The sequence below is a fragment of the Streptomyces sp. NPDC051219 genome (assembly GCF_040682335.1).
GTDB lineage: Bacteria > Actinomycetota > Actinomycetes > Streptomycetales > Streptomycetaceae > Streptomyces.
The window spans coordinates 1-25,981 of record NZ_JBFBAS010000043.1 but is presented as its reverse complement, the minus strand read 5'-3'; the positions used below and the strand labels follow the sequence as shown (position 1 = coordinate 25,981).

General features: G+C 68.7%; 21 protein-coding genes and 2 pseudogenes. 8 read left to right on the top strand and 15 right to left on the bottom strand.

Features of this window, described 5'->3' with window-relative positions:
* Nucleotides 1-130 precede the first annotated feature (130 nt).
* Nucleotides 131-844: an SDR family oxidoreductase gene (locus tag AB0M62_RS30525; RefSeq protein WP_366077570.1), complete on the top strand. Its 714-nt coding sequence runs from the start codon at nt 131-133 to the stop codon at nt 842-844.
* A 279-nt stretch (nt 845-1,123) separates the two neighbouring features.
* Entirely contained in the window at nt 1,124-2,155 is a 1,032-nt protein-coding gene (locus tag AB0M62_RS30520; RefSeq protein WP_366077569.1) for a nitronate monooxygenase, read from the top strand.
* A gap of 257 nt (nt 2,156-2,412) precedes the next feature.
* Here AB0M62_RS30520 and AB0M62_RS30515 read toward each other — a convergent pair whose 3' ends face one another.
* Entirely contained in the window at nt 2,413-3,036 is a 624-nt protein-coding gene (locus AB0M62_RS30515; protein WP_366077568.1) for a TetR/AcrR family transcriptional regulator, read from the bottom strand.
* A 146-nt stretch (nt 3,037-3,182) separates the two neighbouring features.
* On the opposite strand from AB0M62_RS30515, the gene AB0M62_RS30510 reads away from it, so the two are divergent.
* Nucleotides 3,183-3,536, top strand: coding sequence for an SgcJ/EcaC family oxidoreductase (locus AB0M62_RS30510; protein WP_366077567.1), 354 nt, complete (start codon nt 3,183-3,185; stop codon nt 3,534-3,536).
* 624 nt (nt 3,537-4,160) lie between these two features.
* Here AB0M62_RS30510 and AB0M62_RS30505 read toward each other — a convergent pair.
* Complete coding sequence (locus AB0M62_RS30505; RefSeq protein ID WP_366077593.1) at nt 4,161-5,981, bottom strand: glycoside hydrolase family 15 protein; 1,821 nt, start codon at nt 5,979-5,981, stop codon at nt 4,161-4,163.
* Between the two features lie 641 nt (nt 5,982-6,622).
* Here AB0M62_RS30505 and AB0M62_RS30500 point away from each other — a divergent pair.
* A complete protein-coding gene (locus AB0M62_RS30500) occupies nt 6,623-7,162 on the top strand; it encodes a hypothetical protein (protein ID WP_366077566.1) in 540 nt (179 codons plus the stop codon).
* A gap of 626 nt (nt 7,163-7,788) precedes the next feature.
* Here AB0M62_RS30500 and AB0M62_RS30495 read toward each other — a convergent pair.
* Nucleotides 7,789-8,646, bottom strand: coding sequence for a hypothetical protein (locus tag AB0M62_RS30495; protein ID WP_366077565.1), 858 nt, complete (start codon nt 8,644-8,646; stop codon nt 7,789-7,791).
* A gap of 181 nt (nt 8,647-8,827) precedes the next feature.
* On the opposite strand from AB0M62_RS30495, the gene AB0M62_RS30490 reads away from it, so the two are divergent.
* Nucleotides 8,828-9,295 (top strand): hypothetical protein, encoded by a 468-nt coding sequence (locus AB0M62_RS30490; protein WP_366077564.1) that lies wholly within the window; start codon nt 8,828-8,830, stop codon nt 9,293-9,295.
* 102 nt (nt 9,296-9,397) lie between these two features.
* Here the strand turns inward: AB0M62_RS30490 and AB0M62_RS30485 are convergent, their stop codons facing one another.
* Nucleotides 9,398-9,799: a DUF1992 domain-containing protein gene (locus tag AB0M62_RS30485; protein ID WP_366077563.1), complete on the bottom strand. Its 402-nt coding sequence runs from the start codon at nt 9,797-9,799 to the stop codon at nt 9,398-9,400.
* 355 nt (nt 9,800-10,154) lie between these two features.
* Nucleotides 10,155-12,191 (bottom strand): prolyl oligopeptidase family serine peptidase, encoded by a 2,037-nt coding sequence (locus tag AB0M62_RS30480; RefSeq protein ID WP_366077592.1) that lies wholly within the window; start codon nt 12,189-12,191, stop codon nt 10,155-10,157.
* Nucleotides 12,192-12,344: 153 nt separating this feature from the next.
* On the opposite strand from AB0M62_RS30480, the gene AB0M62_RS30475 reads away from it, so the two are divergent.
* Nucleotides 12,345-13,139 carry a DUF899 domain-containing protein gene (locus AB0M62_RS30475; protein ID WP_366077562.1) on the top strand — a complete coding sequence of 265 codons (795 nt, stop codon included), beginning with the start codon at nt 12,345-12,347 and terminating at the stop codon, nt 13,137-13,139.
* A gap of 112 nt (nt 13,140-13,251) precedes the next feature.
* Here the strand turns inward: AB0M62_RS30475 and AB0M62_RS30470 are convergent, their stop codons facing one another.
* Nucleotides 13,252-13,629 (bottom strand): fic family toxin-antitoxin system, toxin component, encoded by a 378-nt coding sequence (locus AB0M62_RS30470; RefSeq protein ID WP_366077561.1) that lies wholly within the window; start codon nt 13,627-13,629, stop codon nt 13,252-13,254.
* Entirely contained in the window at nt 13,629-13,868 is a 240-nt protein-coding gene (locus AB0M62_RS30465) for a hypothetical protein (protein ID WP_366077560.1), read from the bottom strand. Before AB0M62_RS30465 ends, AB0M62_RS30470 begins: the two co-directional genes overlap by 1 nt.
* A 588-nt stretch (nt 13,869-14,456) precedes the next feature.
* Between AB0M62_RS30465 and AB0M62_RS30460 the strand changes: the two genes are divergently transcribed.
* Nucleotides 14,457-16,058, top strand: coding sequence for a PHB depolymerase family esterase (locus AB0M62_RS30460; RefSeq protein WP_366077559.1), 1,602 nt, complete (start codon nt 14,457-14,459; stop codon nt 16,056-16,058).
* A 174-nt stretch (nt 16,059-16,232) separates the two neighbouring features.
* On the opposite strand, the gene AB0M62_RS30455 is transcribed toward AB0M62_RS30460, so the two are convergent.
* From AB0M62_RS30455 to AB0M62_RS30420, 8 genes and pseudogenes are all read right to left on the bottom strand, one after another.
* Nucleotides 16,233-17,867, bottom strand: coding sequence for an isovaleryl-CoA dehydrogenase (locus AB0M62_RS30455; protein ID WP_366077558.1), 1,635 nt, complete (start codon nt 17,865-17,867; stop codon nt 16,233-16,235).
* The gene (locus tag AB0M62_RS30450) at nt 17,851-18,465 is read right to left on the bottom strand and encodes a TetR/AcrR family transcriptional regulator (RefSeq protein WP_366077557.1); all 615 of its coding nucleotides are present in this window, start codon (nt 18,463-18,465) and stop codon (nt 17,851-17,853) included. The genes AB0M62_RS30455 and AB0M62_RS30450 overlap by 17 nt, the downstream gene beginning before the upstream one ends.
* A gap of 67 nt (nt 18,466-18,532) precedes the next feature.
* Nucleotides 18,533-18,982: pseudogene (locus AB0M62_RS30445) on the bottom strand (diguanylate phosphodiesterase); the annotation flags it as partial.
* A gap of 89 nt (nt 18,983-19,071) precedes the next feature.
* The gene (locus AB0M62_RS30440) at nt 19,072-20,460 is read right to left on the bottom strand and encodes an MFS transporter (protein ID WP_366077556.1); all 1,389 of its coding nucleotides are present in this window, start codon (nt 20,458-20,460) and stop codon (nt 19,072-19,074) included.
* 92 nt (nt 20,461-20,552) lie between these two features.
* Nucleotides 20,553-21,305 carry a 3-hydroxybutyrate dehydrogenase gene (locus AB0M62_RS30435; RefSeq protein ID WP_366077555.1) on the bottom strand — a complete coding sequence of 251 codons (753 nt, stop codon included), beginning with the start codon at nt 21,303-21,305 and terminating at the stop codon, nt 20,553-20,555.
* Between the two features lie 561 nt (nt 21,306-21,866).
* Nucleotides 21,867-22,238, bottom strand: coding sequence for a CoA-transferase (locus tag AB0M62_RS30430; protein WP_366077554.1), 372 nt, complete (start codon nt 22,236-22,238; stop codon nt 21,867-21,869).
* 94 nt (nt 22,239-22,332) lie between these two features.
* A pseudogene (locus AB0M62_RS30425) lies at nt 22,333-22,767 on the bottom strand (CoA-transferase); the annotation flags it as partial.
* Nucleotides 22,768-22,778: 11 nt separating this feature from the next.
* Complete coding sequence (locus AB0M62_RS30420; protein ID WP_366077553.1) at nt 22,779-24,212, bottom strand: amino acid permease; 1,434 nt, start codon at nt 24,210-24,212, stop codon at nt 22,779-22,781.
* Nucleotides 24,213-24,874: 662 nt separating this feature from the next.
* On the opposite strand from AB0M62_RS30420, the gene AB0M62_RS30415 reads away from it, so the two are divergent.
* On the top strand, nt 24,875-25,981 hold a 1,107-nt coding region (locus AB0M62_RS30415), incomplete at its 3' end, for an Hsp70 family protein (RefSeq protein WP_366077552.1).

Genomic DNA, 25,981 nt, shown 5'->3' with positions numbered 1-25,981 from the left:
ACTGGCCTCTTTAGCCCGGGCGGCCCGATCACAGCCCCTTGGAATTTTTCGACCGGTCGCCTACTTTGCAATAGGCGACCGGTCGGTTAGTTGTCGGTCGGCACCCCATCCCTCCCTTCGAAAGGTCATCATGAGTACGCAGGTTCAGAAGGTCGCCGTCATCACCGGTGCATCCCAGGGCATCGGAGCCGGACTTGTCACCGCCTACCGCAAGCTGGGCTACGCCGTCGTCGCCACCTCGCGCAGCATTCCCGAGTCTGAGGACCCGGAGGTCTTTACCGTCCAGGGCGACATCGCCGACCGTGCCACCGCCGAGCGCGTCATCGCTGCGGGCGTCGAGCGGTTCGGCCGCATCGACACACTGGTCAACAACGCCGGGATCTTCATCGCCAAGCCCTTCACCGACTACACCGAGGACGACTACAACGCGGTGCTCGGCGTCAACGTGGACGGCTTCTTCCGGATCACCCAGCTCGCGGTCGAGCGCATGCTCGAGCAGGGCGGCGGTCACATTGTGCAGATCACGAGCAGCCTGGGCGACCAGCCCGACTCCAACGTGACTTCTGTACTCGCCTCGCTGACCAAGGGCGGCCTTCAGTCCGCCACCAAGGCGCTGGCCATCGAGTACGCCACCCGCGGCATTCGTTCCAACGCCGTCGCCCTGGGCACCGTCAAGACCCCCATGCACCCCGAGGAGTTCCATGAGACCCTCGCCGCCCTGCACCCGGTCGGCCGGATGGGTGAGGTGAGCGACATCATCAACGCGGTGATCTACCTGGAGAACGCCCCGTTCGTCACAGGCGTCGTCCTCCCCGTCGACGGCGGCCAGACCGCCGGCCGCTGAGCCGCAGGAGAGCCTGTCGCCCGCCCGGTGATCCACACGGCGGGAGCTGAACCGGTCGCACCAATGCCCGGCGTGCCGGGCCGGGAACGGCTCATGCGGCACAGCCCCGCCGGCACAGCCCGGGCAGGGCGCGTCACCCGCGCGCCCTGCCCCGCCCGCATACCGGAGTTCCACTGTCACCGGTCCGTTCAGACGCGACTCACCGGTCAGCGTCTGGAGCTCGCCTCCGGGTATTGGCCTGACAGGCGTAGTCCCCACCTCAGAGGAAGAAGACACGTCATGGCTTCACCACTGGCCGCTCTCGGGGTGGGCACCCCGATCCTGGCCGCGCCGATGGCCGGCGGTCCCAGCACCCCCGCACTGGTCACTGCAGCTGCCCGTGCGAACGGCTTGGGATTCCTTGCCGGCGGATACAAGACAGCTGATGCGCTGGCCGAGCAGATCACCCAGGTCCGCCGCGAAGGCGTCAACTTCGGGGTCAACCTCTTCGCGCCCGGCCCCCTGCCGATCGCCACGGAAGCCTTCCGACGCTACGCCCGCGCAATCGCCCCCACGGCCCAGGCCTACGACATCGATGTACAGGCAGCTGAAATCGTCGAAGACGACGACCACTGGTCGGACAAGATCGACCTGCTGCTGTCCGAGCCGGTACCCGTCGTCAGCTTCACCTTCGGCATCCCGGAGGCAGCTGTCATCGCCTCACTGCGCGCCGCCGGAACCCTGGTGGTCCAGACCGTGACCTCGCCCGCGGAGGCCCGCCTGGCCGCGGACGCCGGCGCCGAGGTGCTTGCCGTGCAGGCCTCCGCCGCAGGAGGGCACTCCGGCACGCTCACGCCGCAGCGCATCCCGGCCTCCATCCCCCTGACCCATCTGCTGGGCGAAGTGCGCCAGGCGGTGTCGCTGCCGCTCGTCGCCGCGGGCGGGCTGGCCACCCCGCCCGGCGTGGCCGGGGCGTTGCGCGCGGGCGCCGCGGCGGTCATGGTCGGCACTGTCCTGCTGCGTGCGGACGAGGCCGGCACCTCACTCCCCCACAAGGCCGCACTGGCCGACCCAGCACGACGCCAGACCGTGGTGACCAGGGCGTTCACGGGCCGGCCCGCAAGGGCGCTCCGCAACCACTTCACCGACCACTACACCCACATCGCCCCCACCGGCTATCCCGCACTGCACCACCTGACCAGCCCGATGCGCAAGGCTGCCGCCGCAGCGGGCGATCCTGAACGGATCAATCTGTGGGCCGGTACCGGGCACGGCCACGCCACCGCCGAGCCTGCTGCTCAGATCCTGCAGAGGCTGGCCTCCCGACTCTGACCACTACGCGCCGCGCCCGACGCGCGGCACGACACGGAGGTCTGCTCCATGATCGGGCTCGGGCTGCCCGGCGAGCAGGACCACAAACCGGTGTCTGCCGTCGCCCGTCGACTGCACAGGGCGCCGGGAGGGAGCTGCGGTCGCCGACCGCCGCGGCAAGCGACCCGACGGCCGGCCGGCGGGCGCGCGGGGAGAATGTCACGTGCGTCGAGCCACGAGCCGCCCGTGCCGATCCCGGCACCCCGAGTCAGGCCGGCTCACTGGCCGGCCGCTGCCTCCTGCGGCGCGCGCGCACCCAACAGGGCCAGGCAGTTCACCCAGAGGGCGCTGAGCGGGGACATGTTGTTGTAGAGCTTCGCGAACAGCACCTGGCCCTCGAGTTGCGCGACGACAGAACGAGCGGCTTCACGTGTGTCGGTGACAGAGACGTCTCCGCGCTGAAGGGCTTCGGTGATGACCGACTCGACCATGTCGACCTGGGCTTCGAAGATCTCCTGCAGGCGCAAGCGGATCGCTTCGGTCTGATTGCTCAGCTCCAGGGTGAGGTTCCCGAACAAGCACCCCGAAACGGTGCCGCAACTCTTCTGACCGGCGCGCTGAGCCGCCTCGGTCTCCTCGAACAGCTGCCTCAGCCGCTGCAGGGGCTGTTCGGCGTCGCTGCGCAGGACGCGGGTCCAGTCGCGCTGCTGGCCTGCCCAGTGCTCATCGAGGACCGCCAGCGCCAGAGCCTCTTTGGACTCGAAGAAGTAGTAGAAGCTGCCCTTGGGTACGCCGGCCGTCTTGCAGATCTCGGCCACGCCCAGCGCCGAGTACCCACGCAGCTCGATGAGTGACTGCGCGGCGCTGATGATCTTTCCTCTGGCGTCACTGGTTCGTCCCATGTTGCAAGTATACGACCGCTCGACTAGTTTGTACTAGACCGGTCGGCTAATCTGCCCGAGTCCACTCGGCCACAGGCAGAGCCTCATGGCGGGAGCCGCCCCCTACCCGACACGCACAGATAAGAGCTGAAGCGATGAGCAATCCAATGCACGAGGTACTGCAGCGCTGGAAGGCCGCGTTCGACGGCCATCAGCCGGACGTCATGGCCGACCTGTTCACGCCGGATGCCCTCTTCCAGGGCTTCGGACCCGAGGTTCTCTCCGGCCGGGACTCCGTACGTGGCTACTACGAAGCCGTCCCGGGCGATCGCAGCGCCGATGTGACGATCCTCCACACGTACACGATCGGCGAGCAGGTCGCCGGAGGTTTCGCGGACGTCACGTTCCGCGACCCGGCAGGCTGGGAGGCGTCCGTACACCTGTCGCTGGTTCTTCGGCGGGAGGGCAGCAGTTGGCGGATCCGGCAGTACCACGTCTCCCGGGTCGTCACCGAGCACTGAACCGCAAGTCCCGGCCCTGCTGGGCCGTTCATTTCGCCTTATCCGTCAGCGCACCGCAGATCCCGCGTCCGGACGCAGCCGACTGACGCCCGTCCGCATCGGGCCGATCGGGGGCCGTGATCTCGGATGTGGAACACCTGCGATCCTGGTCATCCACTCTCATCAAGGGCCCTCAGCTCTCCCCCGGTACGCCGGCCGCGCAGCCGCACGAACCTGCCTCCTCGTCAACCAGTCCGGCTGCGAGGTAACCGCCCACGTCCGAGGTGATGATGCCGGCTTGCCGCCGGTCCGGACGCCTGTACGGAGACATTTCCCGCCCTCGGCGCGGCCTCGGCGGTCAATGCCTGCGGGCCGCCGGGGAACGTCTGCTGTGTGACTGTGTCACCGGTGATGTGTGTCGGCCGGTGCACGGCTGTTGGCCGTGCCTGGGCGGCCGGCTCCCCCGCGGCCGTGGTCTGACCGCTGACCGAGGGCGCGCCGGCAGCCGCAATGACAGCTGCCTGAGATCTCCTACGCATGCCGTTGCACTCCTCGATTGGCGGAACAGCAACAACGACGTCACGACGCTTCTGAGACAGGGAACCGCGACCGAGCAGAAGGCAGGAGCTCGCCGGCCGGGCAAGGTCAGCGGCCGGCCGATTCGGCCTGGCGGACGGCCCAGGCGGCGTTCACCAGGCCGATGTGGCTGAATGCCTGCGGGAAGTTGCCGAGCAGCTCAGCGCTGTGCGGATCGACCTCTTCGGCCAGCAGACCTACATCGTTGGCACAGCGCGCGGCACGCTCGAAGACCTCGCGTGCCGCGGCGGTGTCCCCCGCCAGGGCCAAGGCGTGCGCCAGCCAGAAGGTGCACAGCAAGAAGGTGCCTTCTTCGCCTGGGAGGCCGTCGTCGGTGAGGTAACGGTAGACGAGGCCGTCCTTGCCGGTGAGCCGCTCGCGGATCGCATCGATCGTGGCGTGCATCCGGGGCGCGTTGGCAGGGACGAATCCCACGATCGGCATCATCAGCACGGACGCATCCAGGATGTCCGTGCCGAATGCCTGGGTGTACGCGCCCGCCTCGTCGCTCCAGCCCCGCTCCTCGATCGCGGCCCGGATCTCGTCCCGAGCGCGGACCCACGCCGGTGCACGCTCCGCGGCGTTGAGGTCGTCGGCCAGTTCGAGGGCACGGTCGAGGGCGACCCAGCACATGAGCTTCGAGTAGAGGAAGTGCTGAGGTGGGCCGCGTACCTCCCAGATGCCCTGGTCCGGGATGTGCCACCAGGTGGCTGCCACATCGGCGCAGCCTGCCAGGAAGTCCTTGGTGGAGTCGTCCAGTCCGCCGAGGTAGTCCCGGAGCCGGCAGGCGGCCGACAGCAACTCTCCGTACACGTCGAGCTGACGCTGCCGCCAGGCGTCGTTACCGACGCGTACCGGCCGGCTGCCGCGCCAGCCTGGCAGATGCGGCAGTTCACGCTCGCTCAGGTCCCGTTCACCGCGGATTCCGAACATGATCTGCATAGATTCGCAGTGGCCCGGGGCGCTCGCGGCGGCCTGTGCCATCCAGCTGAAGAAGGCCTCGGCCTCGTCGGGACAGGCTGCCACCCACAGCGCATCCAGGGTGAAGGATGCGTCCCGTACCCAGGCGAAGCGGTAGTCCCAGTTGCGCACGCCCCCTACTCCTTCCGGCAGGGATGTGGTCGGTGCCGCGACGATCGCGCCGGTCGGCTGGAAGGTAAGGCCCTGGAGAAGGCGGCCGCTCAAGTGGACCAGCTCCTCCCAGGGACCTTCGTAGGACTGGTGCAGCTGCGACCACGAGCGCCAGCCGTGGAGGGTGTCTTCCAGGTGCTCGATGATCTCGGCCCGGGAAGGCGGCATTGGGCGGCTGCCAGCGGGCACCTGCTGAAGGGAGAAAGCCAGGGTCTCTCCTTCCTGCAGCCGCGCCCTGGCCTGGGCCATGTCGGAGATCTCCAGTGGCACCGGGCAGCAGAGCCCCAGCGTGGCAGGGCCGCCGTGGCACCGCAGTCCGCCATCCACCGGGATGAGCAGAGGCCTGATCAGCCCGTACTCGGGCCGTGGTGCGAACTGCATCTCGATGGCCACGGCACCCTCGGTGCATTCCACGACCCGCAGCAGCACATGCGGCGCATGTCGGCCCAGGTCGTGGCCCCGCTCGTTCCGCCCTGAGGCGAGCGCATCGGTGACGGCGACCGTGCCGGTGGGGGTGCGGAACTCCGTCCGCAGCACCAGGCTGCGGTCCAGGTAACGCCGCCGCACCGTGTACGTACTGAGTGGCCGGATCGACCAGTGGCCCGCCTCCGGTCCCAGGAGCCGCCCCAGCACCGCTCTGGAGTCGAAATGGGGGAGGCAGAGCCAGTCGACGGAACCGTCGAGGCTGACCAGCGCTGCGGTCTGGCAGTCGGAGAGCAGTGCGTAGTCCGAGATCGGACGGTCGCTCGTACCGGTCACCTCTCCATAGTCCCCCGACGGCGCAATCGGGGCACCAGGTGTGCGGACGCCACGTGTGCATTCGGGCGGTGCGCAGTCCGACCCCGCGGCACGGGCCCGGCCCACATCGCTGGAGGCCCGGCCTTGGCCCGGCCAGCCGCATCCGCGCGGGAGGTCAGGCGGCTCGATGGTCAGGCGCGGGCGGGTGCCTGGGCCAGCCAGCGATGAATGGCCTGTTCGTTACGGTTGACGACCTCCTGGGCGGCCCATTGGGCTGATTCCCGGTCGGGGTAGGTAGCGGAGCGGGTGAGCACGGGTTGTCCATCGGGCGGTGGTTCAGATGGGCAGCAATGCCCAAATCAGAGTGACTTCGGTGTCGTTCACGGCGATCAGGCCGGCATCCCAGCCGTATCGGCTGAACGGATATTCCTGTGACGGGTTGCTTGTAGAAGTCCGGCTCCTTCCCCGTCCAGCCGACGTTGGACTGTAGGCGGGTGCCTTCGCCGAAATACGCCGCTGCTGTCGGCGGTGACGGCGGTCGTCGGATTCTGTTGACCTGCAGAGTGCATTAGGGTGACGTGCGCCCGTCAAGTAAGATCGGCTTTACGTCACATCCATACACACGCTTGCGTCAAGTGCACACGTTCAATGGGGGTCGGATCGTGAAGAGGCGCCATGTCCGTGCGATCGCCGTCTTCGGCATCGTCCTGATCACGCTGACCGGCGCGCGCGGTTCGCGCGGTGGCGGCTGCGACAACGACCACAGCTCCGGTACCAGCAGTTCCAGCGGCAGCGGCGGCAGCCACTACGACGACTACGACGGTGGCACGGACGGCGGTTCGGTCTCCGGCGGCGAAGACGCCACGGAAAGCCCTACCGACGGGTCCGCTGCCGGCCCCGTCGACGCTACGGCGCACGTGGAGTTCAAGTACTGCTCCATCGACCCCGCGGCCGCGCACCTCAGGGGCCATCTCTACATCACCAACTCGGCCGCGACGGACCAGACGTACGACATCACGGTGCAGTTCGAGGGCGACAGCCCCAGCGCGGCACCGGTCACCAAGACGATCAGCGATGTGACGGTGGCCGCCCTCAACAACTACGAGATGGATGTAGAAGCCCCCTACACCGGCCCCGGCAAGGAGACCGACACCAGGAACTGCAAGGTCGCCAGCGCGACCCGCACCGCCTCCGTCTCCTGACGCATCCGGCACTCACCCAGGCCCCGGCCGCTCGTGAACAGCTCGGCATACCGCTCCGGCGGCAGGCTCCCGAGCGCAAGCCACGGAGCTGGAGAGCCGGCCGTCGCGGCCCGTGCCACGAACAGCAGGTAGCCCAGCCGACGATCGGGTGGGCTACTACCGCCGCAACCCCCTTGCCCTGGGCGGCGTACTGGACCTCTCCCAGCCGCCCGAAGCGGGCGTCATCGGCGAAGTTCCTCCACGCTGGATTTGGATCACGTCGCCGGGTAGGCCGTATCACGACCTCCAACTCTGCCGGGCCGTCACTTCTGTCACAGGAGGGAGGCGGGAGGTCAGCTGGGGATCCGGTGGTGCCACCAGGGAAGGTCGGCTGGGCAGTTCAAGGTGCGCGAGGAAGCGGTGCCGAGAGGGTCGACGGCCATGCGGAGCTCGCGTCGCGCCTTGGTGCTGATCGTTCGCACGGCCGCTTCGAGCAGCGAGCGGGCGTGCATGTCACACTTGGCTGTCGTGCCTTCGCAGTAGGAAAGCTCCGCGTGCGGACTGGACCACCGAGGGGCGCCGGAGGTTCGTTCGGGCTGCTCGACGATCCGGACCCGGAGCTGATCGACGGGATCCTTAGCCTCTCATCATGGCCGTGCGGGCGGCCCCGCAGAAGGGGCGGCGTGCAGGAGGGTACGCAGGGATTCCTTCAGGTTCGCGACGAAGATCGTGCGGGATTGCTCGTCGAGGAGGTCCAGCGACAGATACGGATTCAGATCTTCGAGTTCGACCAGCAGGAGTTCGCCGTCCGGGGCGCGGCAGGCATCGACCCGCTGGATGCCGTGGTCGATGCCGTTCCAGTCGATGAAGCACTGGGCGAAGGAGAGGTCGGCCGCCGTGGGTTCGTACGGTTCCAGGAGCCACCGCTGATCGGTCCGGGGCGCGTAAAGGGCGTACTGGAACGCGTGGTCGATGAAGTAGAACGAGACCTCGTAGGCGAAGTCGATGCGCGGCTGGACGAGAACATTCTCGAACACCAGGTCGTCCAGGCGGTCTGGGGAGACGAATTCCAGGCCGATGGAGTCCGCACCGAGCTTGGGCTTGACCACGTACTGGTCCGCCTTCGGCAGACGGTCCAGGTTTTGCGGGCGGTCGATGGTCGGGATGACCGGGTATCCTGCGGCGCTCAGATCCAAGAGGTACTGCTTGCCGGCCATGTCGGCCTTACCGGACAGCTGGCTGTAGACGCGGGCGCCGCTGTTGACCGCGCGCTCGCGGAAGGCCTCGTACTGGGCCCGGTAGTGCAGGACAGGGCCGCTGTTGCGGACGACCACGGCGTCGAAGGCGTCCATCAGCGCAGCCGCCTCCAGCGGGTGGCACAGGGCAAGGTCGAAGTCCTCGCGAAGGCGGGACGTCAGGAAGATGTCCTCGTCGCAGTACCGCCGCCCGCGTGCCTGGTAGGCCAGGTCGGTGACGTACAGGACCCGGTCACGGGTAGATGACATGACTGCTCCTCGGAGATCGTTGCCCACGAAACTACATGGCCGCGGTACACGGTCCCTCGGGACAGGTGAGTCGACCTCCCCGTCGCGCGCGCCCAGGACGAACCCACCACCGGCAACTCGGGCTCGTGGCGGCGGTGAACCGCCCACGACCGAGTCGGCGAGCGTCACCTCGCTTCCCGATGTGCTGCCGCTGGTCCTGCAGCACGCCCCGGAGATCCCTTACATGGCCGTCGCCCTGAGCCGCGTCGCCCCGGAACCCCGCCTCAGCCATGTCGGCGCGGCCGGGGACTGGCCGCAGAACGCGTTCGCGGTCGCGCACGAAGTGGAGAACCCGCGCGAGTGGAGCGACGCGGAGACGATGGTGCTGCGCAGCGGGGCCGATGACGTGTGGCTGCGCGGCGCCCGCCTCAATCGCCTGCCCACGTCCACGCAGCAGCGGGTCATCACGGTGCCCGACCAGGGGCGGCCGGAGGCCGAGGACGGCCGCGCCCTCCTGGAGGCCGAGCTGAGCGAGACCCTGCAGGGCGGGATGAGTGAGCGGGACAAGACCCTGAGGGACAGGCATCTGGCACAACGCGCCCGGCACCCGGACACCACCGAAGGAACGGCCGCCGCTGTAATAGGGCGTGGTGCGAAGGCGCGCAGGTAAGGGGCGGGGCACCGTACGTCCCCGCGCTGCCCGCACCCGGTCCATCTGCTGACTTGCCACACGCCTCGTGTAAGGCGCCTCAGCTCGTGGGCCGCCGAAGCGTCAGCCCCTGCGGGCGGCGCGCCACTCGCGCACGACGGCCTCTACATCGAACGGCTTCCGGCCCAGCGGCGGGCCTGGCGGCGGACGCAGCAGCGCCTTCGTGATCTTCTCGTTGATCTCGGTGAGGATGCGCCGGACCTGGTACTCCGTCGCCGCACGGTCGACCGCTTCGCGAGCGTCCTCGGCCTCCTTGCGCAAGGCCAGTCCCGGCGGGAGGACGGAGACACCCTCGCGGCGCATCTTGCTCTTGATCCACCACTGTTCGTCGTACGGAGCCCTGTCGTCCTCAAGCGGCTTGCCGAAACCGGGCAGGGACGCGAACTCACCGCGGTCGGTCGCGTCCCGGATCTGCTTGTCGACCCACGACTCGAAACTGACACCCTGTGGCTTGCGTTCGGTCACGATCCCTCTCCCGTCTCCGCCCCTCCATCGTAGGCGGGCGGTCCGCCGCCGGGTCGGCCTCGCGGATCACTCCAGTCACGTGCTCACCAAGCACGTCAGGCTCGCCGGCGATGCGTCCCACTCGGATCGACTGGGGGCGGCCATCACCCGCCTCGTCACCCACGGTCGCCAGCAAGAAACACGGAGTCGACAGATCCCGGGCCCGCACAGCACCGAGGCGGTCCAAGGAAGGTCACGGTGATGCCGGCTGCTCCCTGGCGGCGCGGGCGGAGACGGCCCGAAGCGTTTGCGCCTCGGGTCCCGCCTGACCGGGACCGGGGCCGGGCGGGGCAGCTACAGAGCGGCCCCGTCCGGCTCATCGGCACCTGCTGCTCAGAGTCTGCTGCAGGAAGGTCCACACGAGCGCGTTCTTCAAAGCGATCTGCTCATGGTCGGCCGCGCCGGCGTGTCCGCCACTGGTGTTCTCCCAGAACAGGACTCGATGCCCGAGCTCGCACAGCCGCGCCGCGGTCTTGCGGGCGTGCGCGGGGTGGACGCGGTCGTCCCGCGTCGACGTCGTGAGCAGGACGGGCGGGTAGGCGGCGTCGGCGCGGAGCTGGTGGTAGGGGGAAAGCTGTTCGAGGTGGGGGCGGTCTTCCTCGTGGTCGGGGTTGCCGTATTCCGCCATCCAGCTGGCGCCGGCCAACAGGTGGTGGAAGCGGAGCATGTCGAGGAGGGGCACCTCGGCGACGATGGCGCCGAACAGGTGGGGGTATTGGGTGAGCATGGCGCCCGCGAGGAGTCCGCCGTTGCTGCCGCCCATGGCTGCGAGGCGGTCGGGTGTGGCGATGCCGCGGTCGACCAGATCCTTGGCGACCGCGGCGAAGTCCTCGAACGCGCGGTGCCGGCCGGCCTTGAGGGCGGCCTGGTGCCAGGTGGGGCCGTATTCGCCGCCGCCGCGGATGTTCGCGGCCACGTAGGTACCACCCCGCTCCAGCCACGCCCGGCCGGTGATCGGCGAGTAGGCGGGGGTGAGGGAGACGCGGAACCCGCCGTACCCGTACAGCAGCGTCGGCCCGTGGCCGGCCGCATCGGGGTTCGGTGTATCGGGCCCGACGACGACGTACGGCACCCGGGTGCCGTCGGCCGATACCGCGAAGTGCTGTCGCACGGCCAGGCCGTCGGCGGCGAAGCGCGCAGGCGCCCGCTTGACCACCTCAGTAGTGCCGCCGAGCTCGCCCCGGTAGAGGGTGGGGGGCTGGAGGTATCCGGTGACCTCGAGGAAGAACTCGTCGCTCGCGTACCGGTCGGTGTCGGTGATCTCTGCGCAGGACAGCGGGGGCACTTCCGTCAGCGGTCGGCGCGTCCAGCCGCCCTCGCTTGGCGTCAGAGCCTCCAGGCGGGTCGCGACGTCGCAAAGGGACTCCACGACCAGGTGGTGGCGCGTCCAGGCGTGGCCCACCAGGGCGGAGCGCTCGTCCGGGGTGAAGAGGACCTGCGCAGTGCGGTCGCCGGCGAGGAAGGCGTCGAAGGAGAACGCGAGAAGAGTGCCGGCGCCATGGCCGAGCCAGGGCGTCTTCGGTGTGACCAGCAGCCATTCGCAGTGGACGGTCTTGCCGGCGTCGTCAGGGACGTCGACCTTCACCAGCTCGCCGTCCGGCCTACGGTAGAAGAGTTCGCTGCTCCAGAAGTCGAGCGCGCGGGAGACGAAGTCGCGCTCGAAGCCAGGTGTGACCTCGCGCCAGCCGACGGTGGACAGATCCTCCTCCGCTGCCTCGTAGACCAGTTCGGCCTCGGACAGGGGTGTACCGCGCCGCCAGCGGCGCACGGTGCGCGGGTAGCCCGAAGCGGTCATGGAGCCGGGGCCGGTGTCGGTGCCGACGAAGACATGGTCGACGTCGATCCAGCCGATGGACGTCTTCGCCTCCGGCAGGACGAAGCCGTCCTGCACGAACGTCTGGGTGACCAGGTCGAACTCGCGGACCACGACCGCGTCCGCACCATCCCGCGACAGCAGGACCAGGGCGTTCCGGTAGTCCGGGTACAACGCCCGCGAGCCTGCCCACACCCACGGTTCACCCTCGGTGTCGGCCAGTACGTCGAGGTCGAGAAGCAGCTCCCAGCGGGGTTCGTGCTTGCGGTACTCCTCGAGCGTGGTGCGCCGCCAGATACCGCGCACGTGCTCGGCGTCCTGCCAGAAGTTGTAGAGAAACTCGCCACGGCGGAAGGTGTAGGGGATGCGGTCGGAGGCGTCCAGCACCTGGCGCAGCCCGGCCACGAGTTCTTCAAATCCTGGGACGGTGGTCAGCTCCTCCATGGTCTCGGCGTTGCGCTCGGCCACCCACGCCGAAGCAGCCCCGCCCCCGACATCCTCCAGCCACACGTACGGGTCGTCCTCGATCACACCGCAGATTCTCGCCGATCAGCCGGCCTGCGTCCGCTGATCAGTGCGGTGGCGAATGAGGCCAGGGCGAGAAGTGAGCGCGAGCACAGCGTCCAGCACCCGCGCAAAACTGCACGTAGCCTGCAAATAGTCGCAAAGAGGAGATCAGTTCCGGAGGTACACATGTCGATGGGACCCCTGCCCGAGGTGGTGTCGCGCGAGGAGTGGCTCGCCGCACGCAAGGAGTTGTTGGTCGAGGAGAAGGAGCTCACCCGGGCGCAAGACCGGGTCAACGCCGACCGCCGGCGGTTGCCGATGGTTCGCGTCGACAAGCCGTACGTGTTCGAGGGACCGAACGGGAAGGTCAGCCTGCTCGATCTGTTCGAGGGGCGGCCGCAGCTGGTGATGCATCACTTCATGTGGACCTACGACATCGACGTCGACGGTACTGAGCATCCCCGCGACACCGGCTGCTCCAGCTGCTCCTCCGCCGCCGACGGCATCGGCAAGCTGAGGCAGCTGCACGTCCGCAACACCACGCTTGTCGCGGTGACACGGGCGCCGTACGAGAAGCTCGCTGCGTACCGCGAGCGCATGGGCTGGACGTTCCCCTGGTATTCCTCGGCGGGCAGCGACTTCAACTACGACTTCCACGCGACCGTCGACGAACGGGTCGCGCCAGTGCAGATCTACCACCGCACGGAGGCTGAGCTCGCCGAGGCCGGAACGCCGTTCACGGAGAGCATGCGCGGCGACTGGCCGGGCATCAGCGCCCTCCTCCGAGTCGGCGACGAGGTCTTCCACACCTACTCCACGTTCGGCCGTGGCATCGAGGAGTTCCACAACGGCTACCACTACCTCGACCTCACCGCGCTCGGCCGCCAGGAGGCGTGGGAAGAGCCGAAGGGACGCGCGGTCCCGCTCGGCCTGCACGTCGGCGGCCCCAACATGCGCGTCCCCGACGAGTACGACACCTGACGATGTGGCCGGCCATAGCCCACCCTTCGTCCACCCGTTGGGGAAGCGAGGAGGTCCGAGCCTCCGCAGATGCTCCCGAGCGCCCGGCTCAGGCAGACGAGCCCGCGCGGTGTCAGCTGGCGGTGGGCCAGGATCGCAGCAGTGCGGCGATCTCCGCGACGGTGCAGGCGGAGTCAAGAAGCATGTCCCGCAGGGCGATGGCGTCGTCGCGGGTGGGTTTGACGGGGATGCCGGCGGCTTCCAGGTACATGACGCCGGTGGCGGCCGCGACAGCCAGGTTGGAGCGCTCCAGCCAGCGACACCGCCCCAGAGTGTGCACCAGCGCGGCCGCCTTGGCGTAGGGGCCGTCGTAGACCGGCTGCTCGAAGAGCTCCGCCCGGTGGCGCGCGACAGCAGAAACAGGAATTCCGTAGTCGTCGGGGGCGGGATCGCCCGCCCCGGCCGCCTCGGCGACCTGCAGAATCCAGGGAACGTCAATGTGCAGGTCCATCAGGCGGCGCGCGCTCCCGCGGAGGTCTGCTGCGCGTCCTCGGCCTCGTCGAAGACGTCCTGATGCTCGGAAAGGAACCGGGCGGCCGCATCCACCGCGCGGGCGCGCAGACCGCTGGCATCATCCTGTACAAGGCGCGCCAGGTAGTCCCCCACACTCAGGCCGAGGTCCGCGGCCCGCTTCTTCGCGAGTTCCGCGACGTCCTGATCCACGCGTGCGCCAAGCTGTGTCTTCGCCATGCCCCGCATGGTAACACTTGGTACCATGCGGGCGGCCGTCTGGCCGGCATGCACTCCTGCGGTGCTCGGGCCGGTGTCCGATGCCGTCAGGCGTCCTCTGACACGGCGCGGGCCGGCGGTTCGAGATCGCCGTACACGGCGGTGCGCAGTGCGGCCGCGCGCTCGCGCGCCCGGTCCTCGCCCGCCCGGCAGTTGGCCGCGCGGCAGGCCGGTGCCGGCCTGTGCCTCGAGTCGTTGCGCCCGCCGGATGCATCGCGGCCGGGGAGCACAGCAGCCGGGCGGGCATCGGCCCTTCGGCCACGAGCCGGTCTCCTGCACCGTCTACGGGGCAGGTGTGCTCTCAGTGCCGCGAAGCCGCCACAGTTCCTGACCCGGCGCGGGACGGACAGCGGGACTGGACCGGGGCATCGACGGATGCACTGGACCGGGCCTGCCCGTGCGAGGCATCGGATCGCCATAACCCGCACCGGTGTTTATAGCTGCGGACCCCATATCCGGCCCCTACGCCTGGACCTAACCTCCCGGAAACCACGGCAACACACGTGTGGTGCCACCGCGGTGTGCCTGCACCTCGCCCCAGGAGGGTCCATGAGATCGTCGCCCGCTTCCCGGTTTCTTCGGCTGACCGCTCTGCTACTGCTGGTCGGCGCAGCGCAGGTGCTCCCCCCAACCGCTCCCGCAGTCGCGGCCGCCCCGGCACCCGTACCGGGCGAGCTCCAGCCCCACGACATCAGCGGCGTATACAGCGCCGGTATCTCCTCCGGGGGGTATATGGCAACCCAGCTCCATGTGGCGTACTCCGGGACGTTCGACGGGTCGGCGGCCTTCGCTTCCGGGCCGAACTACTGCGCGCAGAACGACCTCAACAAGGCCCTTTACGCCTGCATGGACACGATGCAGGACCTCCAGCTCAACAAGCTGGAGCAGACAACGCGGGACTGGGCGGCGCAAGGCCTCATCGACCCGGTGGCCAATCTCTCCGGAGACCCGGTCTACCTCTTCAGCGGATCCAGCGACTCAACCGTCAAGCGTCCCGTGGCCGACGCGCTGTCCACCTATTACGGCCGGTTCGGCGCCCAGGTCCTCTACAACAAGAGCACCGCGGCCGGACACGCCTGGATCAGCCCGCTCGGACCGAACTCCTGCGCGGTCACAGCAACCCCATGGATCAACAACTGCGGCTTCGATGCCGAACGTGACCTCCTGGGCCATCTGCTCGGCTCCGTCACGGCCCCCAGCAGCACACCTGGCGGCACCCTGACCCAGTTCGACCAGAACCGATACGCACCGGGCGGGCAGGCCAAGCCCATCTCCATGGACGAGAAGGGCTTCGTGTACGTGCCGTCCAGCTGTGCCGGCGGCGCGGCCTGCAAGCTCGTGGTCGCGTTGCACGGCTGCAAGCAGGGTTACTCGTACCAAGGGTTCGGCAGCCAGTTCATCGACAAGGCGTACCTCAATGAGTACGCCGACACCAACAACCTGATCGTCCTGTACCCGCAGGCCATCGCGACCACCACGCTGGACAACCCCAACGGCTGCTGGAACTGGTGGGGCTACCAGGGCGATTCCGCCTACGCCCGACACGGCGGCAAGCAGATCGAGACGATCACGGCGATGGTGGAGGCCCTCAGCGACGGGACACCTCCTTCCGGCCAGAACAGGGTGACCATTGCAAGCACGGATTCCCAGGACGGCTACATCAAGGCCGCCGCGGACGGTTCCGGCGCGGCCCTCGGCACACTGGAGGACTCCTACGGCCTCGCGGTCGGCCGCGGCAGCGACGGCAAGTACAACCGGACCGTGCTGTCTTTCGACACCTCGCAGATCCCGGCCGGCAAAGAGATCACGCGCGCCTATGTGACGGTGAGCCGCAGCAGCGGCTCCGGTGACCCCTGGGCCGGCCCGGCGGGCAACCGGCTGCTGGTCGACGTACAGCAGGGATGCCTCGGCGGCTGCGGCGTGGAAGCCTCGGACTGGGCGGCCACCGCCACCATCGCAGGTGCTGCCGAGATCGGCGCCTTCACCTCAGGAAGCAAGCCCTCCACCGACCTGTCGGCAACCGGACTCAACGCGATCAGCCGGACTGGACTCACCCAGCTCCGGCTGCGCTTCGAATCGAACCAGACGTCGAATGCGTACCTGTTCGTCAACAAGGACAACCAGGCAACCCTGACCGTCGAGTACCGATAGCAGCCGCCGTTCGATGAGGCCGTGACCCGTGCGGCGAAGCCGCACGGGTCACGGCCTCGCGGGACGTGCCATCACCCGCCTGATCACGTGCATGACGGTCACATGCCCTGCTCGGCGATCAGTCCGGCAGGCCGAGCTCCCGCCAGACGGTGGTCACTTGGCCGACGCCCTCCGTCATACGGCGACCGTCCGGGCCCGGTCGAGGATGGCGGTGGTGTCCACGCCGAGCGGCAGGGTGCCGAACGCGTTGCCGTGTTCGCCGCCGAGCCGGGAGACACAGAAGGCGTCGGCGACCGCGGCGGGTGCGTGGCGTTGCAGGAGCGAGCCCTGGAGGACGAGCGCCATGGTCTCGGTGAGTCCGCGGGCACGGTATTCGGCCTCGGCGGGGTCTGCCAGCTGCTTGCGAAGGCCTGCTACCGCCGCGTCGAGGTGCCGGTTCACTCCCGCCGACTGCTCGACTTCCGCGAAGAAGGCCTCGACGGTCTCCGGTTGCCGGGTCATCGCCCGGAGCGAGTCCAGGGCAGCGACATTACCGGAACCTTCCCAGATGGATGCCAGCGGCGCTTCCCGGTACAGGCGGGGCATGCCGGACTCCTCGATGTAGCCGTTTCCGCCCAGGCATTCGAGGGCTTCGGCGGCATGTGCGGGGCCGCGCTTGCAGACCCAGTACTTGGTCACCGCCAGACCCAGACGGCGCAGGAGGGCCTCGTCGGTGTCCCCCGCGACAACCCGGTCGGTGGCGCCCGCGAGTCGCAGCGCCACCGTGGTGGCTGCCTCGGACTCCAAGGCGAGATCGGCCAGGACATTGCGCATCAGGGGCTGGTCGATGAGCGCGGAGCCGAATGCCCGGCGGTGGGTTGCGTGGTGGACCGCCCGGATGAGCCCGAGGCGCATACCGGAGGCCGCGCCGAGTACGCAATCGAGACGAGTCATGTTGACCATCTCGATGATGGTCGCCACTCCCCGTCCTTCCTCGCCGACCAGCCATCCGAAGGCTTCGTCGTATTCGATCTCGGCGGAGGCGTTGGAGCGGTTGCCCAGCTTGTCCTTCAGGCGTTGCAGCTGGATGCGGTTGCGGCTGCCGTCCGGCAGTACCCGGGGCAGCAGAAAGCAGGACAGTCCGCCGGGTGCCTGGGCCAGTGTCAGGAAGACGTCCGACATGGGGGCGGAGGTGAACCACTTGTGCCCGGTAAGGCGATACGTGCCGTCGGCGTCGGGTATCGCAGTGGTGGTGTTGGCCCGTACGTCGGAGCCGCCCTGCTTCTCCGTCATCGACATGCCTGCGATCAGGCCGCGCTTGGTGTCGGGCCGGCGCAGCCCGAAGTCGTACTCCCGGGAGGCGAGCAGCGGCTCCAGCCAGCGGGCGAGGTCCGGCGCTGCGCGCAGGGCGGGCACTGCCGCATAGGTCATTGACACCGGGCAGGAGTGGCCTGCCTCGACCTGCCCCCAGATGTAGAACTTCGCAGCCCTGGCCACGTGCGCGCCCGGCCGGTCGTCCCGCCACGGCGCGGCGTGCAGGCCGTGACCGACGGCCTCCCGCATGAGCTCGTGCCAGTACGGGTGGAACTCCACCTCGTCGATGCGCCGGCCGAAGCGGTCATGGGTGCGCAGCACCGGAGGATTTTCATTGACCAGGCGCCCCCATTCGGCGGCCTGTTCCGAGCCGGCGAGAACGCCGATTTCATGCATCTCGGCGGCGGCCCAGCCGGCGCCCTCGCGCGCGGTCGCCTCCAGCAGTGCCAGGTCGGCGGCAGCATCGTAACCGTGGTGCGGCGGGACCTGGTTGGTGACCTCATGCGTCTGCGACATCTGGCCCTCCAAGAGCGCGCAAGGTGAAGGTGATCAGTCCTGGAATTACGTCGTCCGGTGCCGCGTCACCGTCGGCGAGCGGTCCGATGAGCGCCTCGGCGACCGCGCCGACCAGGGCCGCCGCGGTCAGCTCCGGCGACTGCGGGGGCAATTCACCGGTGGCCACGCCCGCCGCGATCTGCTGGGCGTACACGTCTCGGAACGCCCGCCGGAAGACGAGCCGTTCGGAGTCGACAGCCGGGTCCACCGGCTCCGCGAGCAGGGCGAAGGCCCGTCGTGGCGCCTGCAGGGCTCGTGCGGCGAAGGTCTCGACCGCGGCGGCAACGCGCTTCGCCGCGGGTCCGGGGCGGGCCGCGGAGGAGGCGACCGCCTCCACCTCGCGGGCCACCAGGGTCCGGAAGAGCGCGGCCGCCAGCTCGGACTTGCCGGAGAACGACTGGTACACGCTGCCGGTCGAGATTCCCGCCTCGGCGGCGATCGCCGCCACCGAGCATCCGGCGTACCCCTCCCGCGACAGCAGGCGGACGGCGGCCTCGAGCACCAGGTCGCGGCGCGCGTCGAGGCGGGCCTGCACGGCGGGGGGTCTTCGGTAGGGCATGGAACAATTGAAGCACCGATTCACTGCTTCACGCCAGTCCCTCGGACCCGCTGCGTCGAGTATCGGGCGCATCCAGGGTGTGGACGAGTTCTGTACCCCGCTCGGTGTCGTAGTCGAGGACTGGTCCCAGTACATCGCGTACATAGCCGTGGATGTCGGCCCGTGCGCCGAGGAGTACGCCGACGAAGCCCAGGTCTGGGAGGGCTGCGCCGTCTCCGGTGCGGCCCAGGGTGTGCAGGGCTTCCAGGCAGCGCCCGGCCTCTGCGTACGTGGTCGGGAGCCGCTCCGGCGCAGTGGCCGGCCCGGCGGAGCCGACCGTCACCGGAGTGCCGAGCGCCTGCCCCAGGTCCATGGCGAGGAAGGCGGCGAGGGAGCCGGGGTCCTCGGATGGTACGAGGAGGACGAAGTGGCCGCCGTGGGGGCAGCCGGCCAGCCCACCGCCCAGAGCGCGGGCGTGACGGGCGGCCTCGGTACTGAGCCGGGAGCGCCACTCGGGCGCGCAGTGCACCAGGAGGACCCGCGGCGAGTGCCCGCACGGAGGGGACATGGAGGCTGCCTGCTGTGCCGTCTTCGGAGGCACAGCAGGCAGCCGGTCGAATCGCAGGCTCAGACCCGGTCGACGGCGGGAGACGCCGCGACGGGGGCGGGAGCGGGAGCGTCGGATGTACTGGCCAGGTCCCGGCCTACGGTTTCCTTGGCGACGGCCACGGTGATGGTGGTGACGATCGCGGCGAAGCAGAGGTACACGGACACCGGGACCGAGGAGTCGTAGTCCTTGAGGAGTTCCACCGCGATGATGGGGGCGAGTGCGCCGGCGACGATGGACGCCAGCTGGGAGCCCATCGACGCCCCGGAGTAGCGGACCTTCGTGTCGAACATCTCCGAAATGAAGGCGGCCTGCGGTCCGTACATGGCGCCGTGCAGCAACAGGCCGATGGTGACGGCGAGGGTGATGACGGCGAACGACTTGGTGTCGAGGAGGGCGAAGAACACGAACGCCCAAACACTCATACCGAGGGAGCCGATCAGGGTGACCTTGCGCCGGCCGATCCGGTCGGAGAGGGCGCCCCAGGCCGGGATGGTGACGAAGTGGACCGCCGAGGCGATCAGGACCGCGTTGAGGGCGGTGCTCTTCGGCAGGCCGAGGTGGGCGGTGACGTACACCAGCAGGAAGGCCGTGATGACGTAGTACGAGATGTTCTCACCGAACCGCGTACCGATGGCCGTGAGCACCTCGCGCCAGCTCTTACGGAAAACCTGTACGACCGGGGGCTTCTCCTTGACCCCCTGCGCCGCCTCGGCCTCCGCCTTCGCCTGCGCCTCGAGGAACACCGGGGACTCGGACACCGACAGCCGGATCCACAGGCCGACCATCACCAGCAAGCCGGAGAGCAGGAACGGGATGCGCCAGCCCCAGGCGAGGAACGCCGCGTCGGACTGCACTGCCGCCAGGAACGCGAGTACACCGGTGGCCAGCAGATTGCCGCCGGGGGCTCCGGCCTGCGGCCAGGAGGCCCAGAATCCCCGGCGCCTGTCACCGCCGTGCTCCGCGACGATGAGCACCGCGCCGCCCCACTCGCCGCCCAGCGCGAAGCCCTGGACGAGGCGCAGCACCGTCAACAGGATGGGAGCGCCGATTCCGATCGAGGCGTGGGTGGGGAGCAGACCCATGGCGAAGGTCGAGCCGCCCATCAGCAGCAGGCTGATCACCAGCAGTTTCTTGCGGCCGAGCTTGTCGCCGAAGTGGCCGAACACCACGCCGCCCAGGGGGCGGGCTAGGAAGCCGATCGCGTACGTGATGAACGCGATCAGGGTGCCCACCAGAGGGTCCGAGGTGGGGAAGAACAGGGTGTTGAACACCAGCGCGGCAGCCGAGCCGTACAGGAAGAAGTCGTACCACTCGATCGTGGTGCCGATCAGGCTGGCGCCGACAATTTTGCCGATGCCACCGGGGCGGGCGGTCCGCTCCGGCTCTGCGGCCTGGTTACGCGACATCGCGGTTCACCGAATCTCACTCGCGGGGATGGGGACGTACGTGGAGCAGGTGGGGGTGAAACAGGTGGGGGGCAACAGGTGGGGGTGACGCGTCAGCTCGCACCCCACCCCCCGTCGAGAGGCAGGGAGATGCCGGTGACGTAGCCGGTGTGCGGGCCGCACAGCCAGACCGCGGCGGCGGCGACCTCCTCGGGCTCGATGAGCCGCTTGACCGGAGACCGAGCGAGCAGCACGTCCGACAGCACATCGCCGGCGCTCAGGCCGTGCGCGGCTGCCTGGTCCTGGATCTGGCCCTCGACCAGCGGGGTGCGGACGTAGCCGGGGTTGACGCAGTTGCTGGTCACTCCGTGCGGCGCGCCCTCGATGGCGGCGACCTTGCTGAGGCCCTCCAGCGCATGCTTGGCGGCCACGTATGCCGACTTGTAGGCGCTGGCCCGCAGTCCGTGGACGCTGGAGATGTTGATCACCCGGCCCCAGCCGCGCGCGTACATGTGCGGCAGCGTCTGGCGCATCAGCAGGAACGGAGCAGTAACCATCACCTGCTGGATCAGGGCGAACCGCTCGGGCGGGAAGTCCGTGAGCGGTGCGACATGCTGAAGCCCGGCGTTGTTGACAAGGATGTCGGCATCGGCCGGCAGCGCGGCGACGGCTGCGGGGTCGGCCAGATCGGTGGCGTGCGCGACGCCGCCGATCAAGTCGGCCACGGCCTTTGCCGCCTCCGCGTCGATGTCCACGACATGCACCTCGGCGCCCGCGTCGGCCAGGGCTACGGCGCAGGCCCGGCCGATGCCGCTGCCGGCCCCCGTCACCAGCGCCATCCGGCCGCTCAGATTTCCGTTCGTCATGGCCGGAAACATAGGCCTGCCACAACGCCTATCCCCATGTGTGAGCGACCCACATTCTGACCTCAAATGATGGGGTCTACCGCTACTCGAGCAAGGCAACTCACGGATGCGATCACGTGTCGGTAACACACGTATGACGACCAGAGCCGGATGGAAAGGACTCCGTTGGGACACACACGCGCTCTTTCGGCTCGATCCCGTCCGGGAGGCGACCGCCCCAAATGTCGTTGATCGCAGGAGCGCGGCCATCTCGCCACCGGCTCCCTTTCGGAGGAGGCGACCAAGCGCGGCTCTGCCCCGTTGGCACAGCCCCGTGGAGCGTGCGCACAGCTCGCGAGGTCAGTTCCCGAAGCGCCCTACGCCGTTCGGTAGGTACGCAAGGTGGCTCGGCATCATCGGACGACTCCGTCGCCCGGCCGGCAGGCGGAGGCGAGACGGCGCAGGCAGACGGAACCGTCCCTGAGCGCAACTCCAAGGAGTACAGCGGCGCTCGGGCGGACCAGGCGGCGGAGCCGAAGACGTTCTCGCTGCAATGAAACGTCAGCATCGCCGGCCCGTGAGCTACTTGGCCGCAACGGCCTCACGGTGCTCGGCGACGGTGAGCGGGGCATCCGTGGCGGCCCGTACCTCGTCGGCAGTCACCCCCGGGGCGAGTTCGCGGAGCACGAAGCCGCCGTCGGCAACATCGAGGACCGCAAGGTCGGTAATGATTCGCTGGACGACACCACGCCCGGTCAACGGGAGGGTGCAGCGCGCCACCAGTTTGGGCGAGCCGTCCTTCGCCGTGTGCTCCATCAAGACGATCACCCGGCGGGCGCCGTGCACCAGGTCCACGGCACCGCCCATCGGCAGCCCGATCCCGAGATTGACGTAGGTGCCGTCGGTCAGTTCCCGGGCGGCGCGTGCCGCCATCTGTTCACGGGAGAGTGCCATGTCAGCGCCCGCCTTCCCGCTCGGTGCCGACGGTGCTCAGCACGCGCCGCTCGATGCGGCGTTGGGCCGTCGGGTCGTCCGGGAACACCCGGACGACCAGGTACTCGGCGTCGCCGAAGACTCTGGTGTCCTTCGGCGGCGAGGCGACGGCGATCGTACCGTCCGGGTGGTAGCGCCAGGGCAGTCCGCCTTCGGCGATCTGGGTGCCGACGCCGGCGGGGGTGTAGAAGGCGGGAATGCCGGCCCCGTCGGCCCTGAGCCGCTCGGCGAGTATGCCCTGGGGCACCAGCTCGAGCTCCCCGGACAGGTACTGCCGGGCGAACTCCTTGTTCTCGCCGACGTACGAGCTGGTCATCCGGGCTATGCGGCTCGCGCGTAGCAGCAGACCCAGACCCCAGTCGTCCACTCCGCAGTTGTTGGACACCACATGCAGTCCGTCCGTCTCCCGATCGAGCAGAGCGGCGATCAGCGCACTGGGAATGCCGCACAGACCGAATCCGCCGACAGCGAGCGACGCCCCTGCTGGGATGTCCGGTCACCTCACAGCTGCTTCGGCGCGGCCCCGCTCTCCTCCCTGGCCAGGTTCGACTTCCGGTACGAGTACCCGAAGTAGATCACCAGGCCGATCAGGAGCCACACCAGGAACCGGAGCCATGTCTGCCACGCCAGGAACGTGATCAGCCAGAGTGAGAACACGACACCGATCGCCGGCACGAACGGCACTCCCGGGCAGCGGAACGTCCGCGGCAGGTCCGGTTGCCGGCGACGGAGCACGATCACCGCGATGCACACCACGACGAAGGCGAGCAGAATGCCGATGTTGGTGAGCTCCGCCGCCTCGCCGATGGGCAGGAACCCGGCGATCAGCGCCGACCCCACGCCGACGATCCACGTCACCCGCACCGGCACATGCCTCGTCGGGTGCGTCTTCGCGAACCAGTGCGGCAACAGCCCGTCGCGGCTCATCGAGAACCACACCCGGGTCACGCCCAGCATGAAGGTGAACATCACCGTGAGGATGCCGATGATCGCGCCCACCGCGATGAGGTTCGCCAGACCTCCCAGCCCCACCGACTTGAAGGCCGTGGAGAACCCGCTTTCCGGATCGATCTCGGTGTAGTTCTGCATACCCGTCAGCACCAGACAGGCCAGTACGTACAGCACCATCGAGATCGCCAGCGAATAGATGATCGCCTTCGGCATGTGCCGCTGCGCGTCCTTGGACTCCTCGGCCGCCGTCGACATGGCGTCGTACCCGAACACGGCGAAGAAGACGGTCGCCGCACCCGTGAAGGCCCCGCCGACGCCGTACGGGAAGAACGGGTTGTAGTTGGACGTGTCGATGTGGAAGAAGCCGATGACGATCACCAGCAGGACGACCAGGACCTTCAGCACCACCACGACCGTCTCGAACCGGGCGGCGTTCCTGATGCCGAGCGTGAGCAGGTACGCGGTGAACAGACACAGGATCATCGCGAACAGGTCGACCTGACGCCCCTCACCGGTGCCCGGCGCGCCCAGCATCCAGACCGGCAGGTCGACCCCCAGCTCACCGAGGAGGAAACCGAAGTAGCCCGAGATTCCGATGGCGACCACCGCCACGATCGCCGTGTACTCCAGCAACAGGTCCCAGCCGATGAACCAGCCCGCCAGCTCGCCGAGCACGGCGTAGCCGTAGGTGTACGCCGAACCCGCCTTCGGGATCATGCCCGCGAACTCGGCGTACGAGAAGGCCGCGGCCGCGCTCGCCACGCCCGCGATCAGGAACGAGACGACCACCGCGGGCCCGGCCGTACCGTTCGCGACCGCCCCGGCCAGGGCGAAGATTCCGGCGCCGATGATGCCGCCGACACCGATGGCCGTCAGCTGCCACAGGCCGAGTGTTCTGGTGAGCTGCTCGCTCGGAGCGCCTTCTTCGATCCGTTCGATGGGCTTGCGGCGAAGTACGCCCTGTCCCATCCGGAGCCCTGCCATGAGCCACCTCTTCGCAGACTGCCGTCGGCCGACGGCGGCTCATGATGGCCCAGGTGAGGCGGCGGAGGAAGGCGACATGCGGTGTGGCGGGAGTGAGGGGTCCGGGAGGGTTACGGGACCACCGTCACGGACCAACGCCCGGCCTGCACCAGCTGCATCGCCACCGCCGACGATCCGGTGTCGCGCCGACTCCGATTCGCTGAGACCGAACCCGAAGGGGGGTCGGCCTGTCGTGCGTCCGGGCAACTTGGCAGCCGCAGGAGCCTCGTAGTCGGCCGGGCGGTCCGGTCCCGGTGAGGCTAGGACGGTGACGATGCGCAGACGGGCGGGATCACTACACGGTGCCGGGCGTGGAACCGACCGCATCGCCCGATCCCCGGCGCCGAGCGCCATACCACGCACAGCGGCCCGGCACGGCCGCGGAGGCCGACCAGGGCGCTGATCCCGGACAGTGCCGGCCCTGCAGCCGAGCTCTTGTCCCCTGCCTGCTTGGCGGCCGTGGGCGTCTCCGGCTGTCGCCGAAGTGCCGCACGAAGCGTTGGTGCTCCCCCGCTCGATCGCAACCGTCAGCCCAACCTTGACAGGAGGGTACTCACGTTTTACGCATGATTTAGCAGCATTGTCGGTTAAATATGCTGGTCAATGTGGGGAAGGAGCAGGAAATGGCACGCGCAGTGGGTATCGACCTGGGCACGACGAACTCGGTCGTCTGTGTGCTGGAGGGTGGCGAGCCCACCGTGATCGCCAACACGGAGGGCGCCCGGACCACCCCCTCGGTGGTCGCCTTCGCCAAGAACGGGGAGGTGCTGGTTGGCGAGATCGCCAAGCGTCAGGCCGTGACGAATGTGGAGCTCACCGCGCGATCCGTCAAGCGCCACATCGGAGATGCGCAGTGGCGTTTCCCGGAGTCGGGCGGCGTGGAGGGCAGGCGGTACACCGCGCAGGAGATCTCGGCGCGGGTGCTGCAGAAACTCAAGCGCGACGCGGAGGCGTATCTGGGTGAGGACGTGACGGATGCCGTGATCACCGTTCCGGCTTACTTCAACGACTCCCAACGCACCGCGACAAAGGAGGCCGGCGAGATCGCGGGCCTGAAGGTGCTGCGGATCATCAACGAGCCGACGTCCGCCGCGCTGGCCTACGGCCTGGACAAGGAGAACGACCAGACAATCCTGGTGTTCGACCTCGGTGGCGGCACCTTCGATGTGTCACTGCTCGAGATCGGGGAGGGCCTGGTCGAGGTGAAGTCCACCAACGGGGACACCCATCTGGGCGGGGACGACTGGGACCAGCGGGTCGTGGACCACCTGGTCACCCAGTTCAAGAACGGATACGGCGTGGACCTGTCGAAGGACAAAATGGCGCTGCAGCGGCTAAGGGAGGCCGCCGAGCGCGCCAAGATCGAGCTGTCGTCCTCGACCGAGACCACGATCAACCTGCCCTACATCACCGCCTCGTCCGAGGGGGCGCTGCATCTGGACGAGAAGCTGACGCGGGCGCAGTTCGAGCAGCTGACCGCCGATCTGCTGGATCGCTGCAAGGGGCCGTTCCACAACGCCATCAAGGACGCCGGCATCAGCGTCTCCGCCATCGACCATGTGATTCTCGTCGGCGGTTCGACCCGGATGCCCGCGGTGACCGAGCTGGTGAAGGAACTGACCGGCAAGGATCCGCACAAGGGTGTCAACCCGGACGAGGTCGTCGCCATCGGCGCCGCCCTCCAGGCCGGTGTGCTCAAGGGCGAGGTCAAGGACGTCCTGCTGCTCGAC

What these genes read in the sequence shown, in the direction of transcription:
- AB0M62_RS30420 (WP_366077553.1), bottom strand. Translation starts at nt 24,212, where the DNA reads ATGGCAGGGCTCCGGATGGGACAGGGCGTACTTCGCCGCAAGCCCATC.
- AB0M62_RS30520 (WP_366077569.1), top strand. Translation starts at nt 1,124, where the DNA reads ATGGCTTCACCACTGGCCGCTCTCGGGGTGGGCACCCCGATCCTGGCC.
- AB0M62_RS30475 (WP_366077562.1), top strand. Translation starts at nt 12,345, where the DNA reads ATGTCGATGGGACCCCTGCCCGAGGTGGTGTCGCGCGAGGAGTGGCTC.
- AB0M62_RS30525 (WP_366077570.1), top strand. Translation starts at nt 131, where the DNA reads ATGAGTACGCAGGTTCAGAAGGTCGCCGTCATCACCGGTGCATCCCAG.
- AB0M62_RS30430 (WP_366077554.1), bottom strand. Translation starts at nt 22,238, where the DNA reads ATGGCACTCTCCCGTGAACAGATGGCGGCACGCGCCGCCCGGGAACTG.
- AB0M62_RS30450 (WP_366077557.1), bottom strand. Translation starts at nt 18,465, where the DNA reads ATGCCCTACCGAAGACCCCCCGCCGTGCAGGCCCGCCTCGACGCGCGC.
- AB0M62_RS30455 (WP_366077558.1), bottom strand. Translation starts at nt 17,867, where the DNA reads ATGTCGCAGACGCATGAGGTCACCAACCAGGTCCCGCCGCACCACGGT.
- AB0M62_RS30515 (WP_366077568.1), bottom strand. Translation starts at nt 3,036, where the DNA reads ATGGGACGAACCAGTGACGCCAGAGGAAAGATCATCAGCGCCGCGCAG.
- AB0M62_RS30440 (WP_366077556.1), bottom strand. Translation starts at nt 20,460, where the DNA reads ATGTCGCGTAACCAGGCCGCAGAGCCGGAGCGGACCGCCCGCCCCGGT.
- AB0M62_RS30435 (WP_366077555.1), bottom strand. Translation starts at nt 21,305, where the DNA reads ATGACGAACGGAAATCTGAGCGGCCGGATGGCGCTGGTGACGGGGGCC.
- AB0M62_RS30465 (WP_366077560.1), bottom strand. Translation starts at nt 13,868, where the DNA reads ATGGCGAAGACACAGCTTGGCGCACGCGTGGATCAGGACGTCGCGGAA.
- AB0M62_RS30495 (WP_366077565.1), bottom strand. Translation starts at nt 8,646, where the DNA reads ATGTCATCTACCCGTGACCGGGTCCTGTACGTCACCGACCTGGCCTAC.
- AB0M62_RS30510 (WP_366077567.1), top strand. Translation starts at nt 3,183, where the DNA reads ATGCACGAGGTACTGCAGCGCTGGAAGGCCGCGTTCGACGGCCATCAG.
- AB0M62_RS30460 (WP_366077559.1), top strand. Translation starts at nt 14,457, where the DNA reads ATGAGATCGTCGCCCGCTTCCCGGTTTCTTCGGCTGACCGCTCTGCTA.
- AB0M62_RS30470 (WP_366077561.1), bottom strand. Translation starts at nt 13,629, where the DNA reads ATGGACCTGCACATTGACGTTCCCTGGATTCTGCAGGTCGCCGAGGCG.